This is a genomic window from Zarconia navalis LEGE 11467, assembly GCF_015207075.1.
GTDB classification, from domain to species: Bacteria; Cyanobacteriota; Cyanobacteriia; order Cyanobacteriales; family Geitlerinemataceae; genus Zarconia; species Zarconia navalis.
On sequence record NZ_JADEXN010000422.1, the window covers coordinates 1 to 5,171 of the forward strand.

Genomic DNA, 5,171 nt, shown 5'->3' on the forward strand with positions numbered 1-5,171 from the left:
CCTCGGGACCGCTCATTGCATTGACATAGCCATTGGGATATAGCAATCGCGCGCCTTCGGTGTTCGAGTAACCTGTGAGGGCATTTCCCCAAGGATCGTTAACGATCAAACCATCGGGTGTATAACCGATTACCGTGACGATATGACCGCTCGGTTGCACGTAATCCCCCGCCAGAACCACCGGACGACCGTTCGCCAGTTCCCAGTCAATTTCCCGCCATTTGCGCGTTGTCGAAAAGCTCGTCTCGAATCCATAAGCGCGAATCAGTCGCTGGAGAATTTCGTGTTCGGTTTGAGACCCCTCACCGTAACGGTTAAAAATCCACTCCAATAGGTCATCGGCGAGGGGGTAGTTCGCCTCTGGTTCGATGCCGTAGTAGGCAAATACCATCGCGATCGAAGTGACGTTACACGTAGACCAGTAAAATCGGGGATTCCAGCGCTGGGAGAGGTAGGGAACGTTGAGTTCGACGTACTTCGGCAGTTTAGGAAACAAATCGATCGTCTGTCCGCCGCGCCGCATCCATACGTGGTCGGGAAACACGTAGCCGGTGTTGCCATATCCTGACAACTGTTCCGTGAGGTTTTATCCCCCGCTCTCAGTTGGCTGGCGGCGATCGGGCGACGTTTCAAAGCCGTCTGCTGGCGAATCGTCAGCGTCAGCGCATCGGGATCGTAGTAGATGAGTTTGCCATCTTGGCGCAGTTGGACGTGATTTCGATAGATGTAACCCACTTTGCCGAAGCCGGGGACGGACTCCTTGAGGGTGACCCGAAGATGCCCGGACATCGATGCGTATCCGAGAACCCCGAAAGATTGCCCCAGCAACAAGCGACCCTTTTGGCTGGTGGGCAAACTCGATGCTGATTCTGGCTTCAATTTGATGTAGGTGGTTTGAGTCACCAACAACTCGCCAGTCATGGGAATATCCGGCACGTCCCCAATATCGAACCGCAGCACTTGGTTGCCTTTGCTCAGTTCGACGTGGGACTCATAAAAGTAGCCGAAATCTCCCACCGGTGCCACAGGAGTTTTGAGAACGACTTTCAGGTGACCGTCTACGAAGCCGTACTTTGTCACTGCTAAGACCGTACCCGTATCGAACCTCACTTTTTGCAAGGAAGTCAACCGCGCCGAGTCGATGGGGGCAATTTTAAAGAGCGTGTTTCGCAGGATTTTGACGGTGAGAGTATCGCCAACGGTGAGGGCATCGTTACTGACGGTGATATAAATAACTTGGCTGCCGATCGTCCCACCAGTGCGATCGGTACTCTTAACCCGCAGCCAGCGCAATCCCGGATCGTTGAAACCTTGATTGAGGGTGACCCGCCAAGTCCCGCCGGCGCGATCGAGAGTGACGGGAAGGGCGAATTTATCTTCGGCCACCACGGAAACTGCCACAGCTTTGGACGGATCGAACGTCCCGTTTAACACCGTCGGCTGACCCACCATCACTTCTGCCGGCCCTCGATAGCTGAGGCTGGGGAAGACGTTGAAGGGTTGCCCCCCCTCCTTGAGTTGCACGAAGTCGGCGAATAAGTAACCCGTATTGCCAAATCCAGGGAAATTTTCCGTGAGCGCCACTCGGAAATGAGAGTCTTCGAGGGCATAACTGCTGATACCGTAAATCATTCCGGCATTCAGGGTTACTTTGTCGGCGGCGGAGAGTTGGGAGGAGTTGATGGGTCGCTTTTTAAAGGCCGTGGTTTTTTCCAGGGTCACGGTCAAGGCGTTGCGATCGTAATCGAGCCACTCATCTCCCTGCTTGAGGCGAACGTGACCCTGGTAAAGATAGCCGCTATTACCCAATTTGGGGATCGAGTCGCGCAGAGTCACTCGAAAGTGGCCGTCCACGCAGGCATAACCGTAAGCAATGAGGGTTTGTCCGGCAAATAGCGTCACTTGGCGCTCTTCTGGTAGCTGGCCCGAACTTTCCGGCAAGGCTTTAATTTTAGTGTCTCGGCTCACCCAAACCAGTATCGTCCCCGCTGGTGGTGGCGGTAGCTCATCTTCCTCGAAGAAGAAATCTTGCCCTTGCCAGGAGAGGCGGACGTGGGGTTGGTAGAAATAGCCAAACTGGCCGACTGGGGAAATGGGAGTCTCGAATTCCAGGGCGAGGTGTCCGTTGCGGGCGGCGTAGCGGCGAACTTTGAAGGTTTCTCCCGCCCGTACAAAGGCTTTTTGCTCGTCGTTGAGGGTGCTCGAACCCGAGGGCGCGACTTTCAGCCAGGTGTTTTGCAACACTTTGACGCTCAAACCCTCTGCTTCGGCCATGGGTTGAGGACTGACGGTGAGGTACACGACGCGATCGCTTTGGACTTGGTTCGCACCGTTCTTCCCTCTCAAACGCAGCCAGCGAACTCCCGCACCGCTGAACCCCCGGTCTAAGGTCACGCGCCAGGTGCGATCGCTCGGATTTATTGCCACGGGGAGGGGATAGCGATCTTCGGCGATAACGGAAATGTCCGTTACTTTCTGAGGATCGAAGGTTCCCTGCAAAACCGTGGGCCGACCGACGGTGACTTCTTGGGGAGCGAGATAAGTGAGAACACCCATGAGCGTCAGTGTTTCCGATAAGCTTAACTAACTCTCACTTTAGTCGCTTGATGGGTGACAAGCAATGGTCGGGGAAAGCAGATAAGGAAAGGCGCACCGGACAGGGAGACACGGTGACACCGCAAGGAAAAGGCAGGGGAGGCTGAGGGAGCTAAATCCTTAAAAATGCTTCCGACTTCCGACTTCCGAATTCCGAATTCCGAATTCTTACCCCCAGGAAGGATTCGATCGCGCGCCGAGGCTTTCATTGATTGCATCGAGCAGTTGTCGGACTTGGGTATTGTTGGGATTAATGCGCATTACTCGATCGAAAGACTCCACAGCCCCTTCGTAGTCACCCAAACTGAGTAAGGCAACACCTCGATTGACCCAAGAACTTTCCGATGTTGGGTTAATATCGAGGGCGCGATCGTAGGATGCAACCGCTTCCCCGTAGCGTTCTAGGCGGGTAAGGGTGACCCCTTGGTTAAACCAAGCATTCTCGCGATCGGGATCGAGGTTCAGGGCTTCTTGATACGCCATGAGTGCTTTTTCGGGGTTGCCGCCATCATCGAGAACATTGCCCAATCCCACCCAAGCATCGACGAGTTCTGGGGCGATCTCTAATGCTGTTTGATAGGAGGCGATCGCATCTTCGTATTGCTCTAACTCCGTCAGGGCGATCGCTCTATTCACCCAAGCTTCTGGTACGCTTGCATCAACTTCTAAGGCGCGATCGTAGGCTTCAATGGCTTTGGGGTAGTTTCCAAGGTTAATTTGCTCGTTGCCTCGGTAAAACCAGCGATCGAATTCGCCATCGACTTCAACGGGATTGGCGATAATTTTCTGGGCAACGGTCAAGGTTGAAGGTCTCTCAAGACCCGTAGGAGTCGCTGCAATTCCTTTTGAAGAGAAGGAAAGTCCACTCATCAGTACGATCGTGGCAGTGAGTCCAAAAGATTTGAATGGCATGAGAACGTCCTCAACGGCTTTCAAGATCTAATACGTCCGGGTACTGGTGACTTATGCAGAAATTCCAGTCTGCTTTGCCAAGAATTTCGACTCTGTATTTCTGGTAACGATCGATCGGCGCCCAACACGCCATCGCGTTTCGAGATCGATGGCTCTAACCTGCAACTGGCTTATCTCTCCAGCGGATGGGATAAAAATTTTTCAGACAGCTCGCGCTCGAGTTCTAGCTCTCTAGTAACATAAAAGAGGGAACTAGAATTGACCACTGGAAACATCTCTAACGCCCTAGTTAACCCGCAAAATATCTGTCTTGGGAAACCAGGTAATTTGCTGGGTCTAAATTTGCTGGGTCTAAGTGTGGGTTCGATCGCCATCAGCGACCCGAAATCGATCGAGAACTCGTGCGGGTTGTATTGAACCTCACGTGTTTCACGATCCGGGGGCAACGACAGCGAGAACCCAAAGCCCGTGCTCTATCGGTTAGACGAGCGACGGTTCGTTCTCAATATTTCCCGGTATACTATCGACGAGGTGTGGGTTTAAACCCAAATTATTTAAACCAGCACAACGGGTTTATGCCTAAAAGACGAAAAAAAACATTTCCGTGCGGCCATAAAGGCTATGGGAGAGTGTGTCACCGATGCGCTCAAGAACAGGTCGTGCAAACTCAGGAAGCTCGGCATCGCGATCTCAAACGGCAAGAAAAAGCGGCGTGGGAAGCTACCTTCGAGTGCGATCCCATCGATCTCAAGTCCCTGCCGACCCATGTTGTCCGAAAATCTCGCACGATTATCAACGCTTTAAACGAACAGCAAGATTACCGAGAATTTGGTGGCAAACGACTGCGACACAACCGACATGTCATCAGCATTCCCATCACTCGAAACTACCGGATGATCTGCCGCCACGATGGTAAAATCACCGTACCGCAAGCGGTGTTATCCCATGAGGAGTACAATGTTAAAAAGCCTGGTAGCTAGGGTGTCAAGGATGGAAGCCGATCGCATTTTCTTTTAAATGAAAGCACTCAATTCCCGCTCGGATCGCTGGCTCGCACCAATTTTTTGGCAAGGGACGCTCTAACCCCAAAAATGTCATGCAGATTTATCTAGACTATAGCGCCACAACTCCACCGAGATCGGAAGCAATTGCCGCCATGGAGCAAGCCATGACGCAACAGTGGGGCAATCCCTCCAGCTTGCACGAATGGGGTCAACAAGCTGCCACCCTCGTCGAAGAAGCCAGAATCGAGGTGGGCGAACTTATCAATGCACCCTCGACGGAGATCGTTTTTACCAGTGGCGGCACTGAGGCCAACAATCTGGCACTGATAGGGGTCGCGAGCAGGTATCCAACCCCCCAACATTTGGTCATTTCCAGCGTCGAGCATTCTGCGATCGCCGAACCGGCGCGCTTGCTCGAACAACGGGGTTGGCAGGTGACGCGATTGCCCGTTAATGGGGAAGGACGGGTGCATCCGAAGGCGCTGCAAGATGCTATTCAAGCCAACACGGTGCTGGTATCGATTATCTACGGACAGAGCGAAGTGGGTACGATCCAGCCAATTCAGGTTCTTGGGGATATTGCCCGTTCTCGGGGGATACTATTTCACACCGATGCGGTGCAAGTGGCGGGACGGTTGCTGGTGGACGTGCAGCAATTAC

Annotated in this window: 4 protein-coding genes; 2 read left to right on the forward strand and 2 right to left on the reverse strand. The window is 53.1% G+C overall.

What is annotated here, in order from left to right; all coding sequences use genetic code 11:
* On the reverse strand, positions 1-523 hold a 523-nt coding region (locus IQ235_RS18475), incomplete at its 3' end, for a C39 family peptidase (RefSeq protein ID WP_264322882.1).
* A gap of 2,240 nt (positions 524-2,763) precedes the next feature.
* The gene (locus IQ235_RS18480; RefSeq protein WP_264322883.1) at positions 2,764-3,507 is read right to left on the reverse strand and encodes a tetratricopeptide repeat protein; all 744 of its coding nucleotides are present in this window, start codon (positions 3,505-3,507) and stop codon (positions 2,764-2,766) included.
* Positions 3,508-4,082: 575 nt separating this feature from the next.
* Between IQ235_RS18480 and IQ235_RS18485 the strand changes: the two genes are divergently transcribed.
* A complete protein-coding gene (locus IQ235_RS18485; RefSeq protein WP_264322884.1) occupies positions 4,083-4,487 on the forward strand; it encodes a DUF7682 family zinc-binding protein in 405 nt (134 codons plus the stop codon).
* Between the two features lie 116 nt (positions 4,488-4,603).
* Positions 4,604-5,171 (forward strand): cysteine desulfurase family protein (locus IQ235_RS18490; RefSeq protein ID WP_264322885.1); only part of this gene is annotated, 568 nt, incomplete at its 3' end.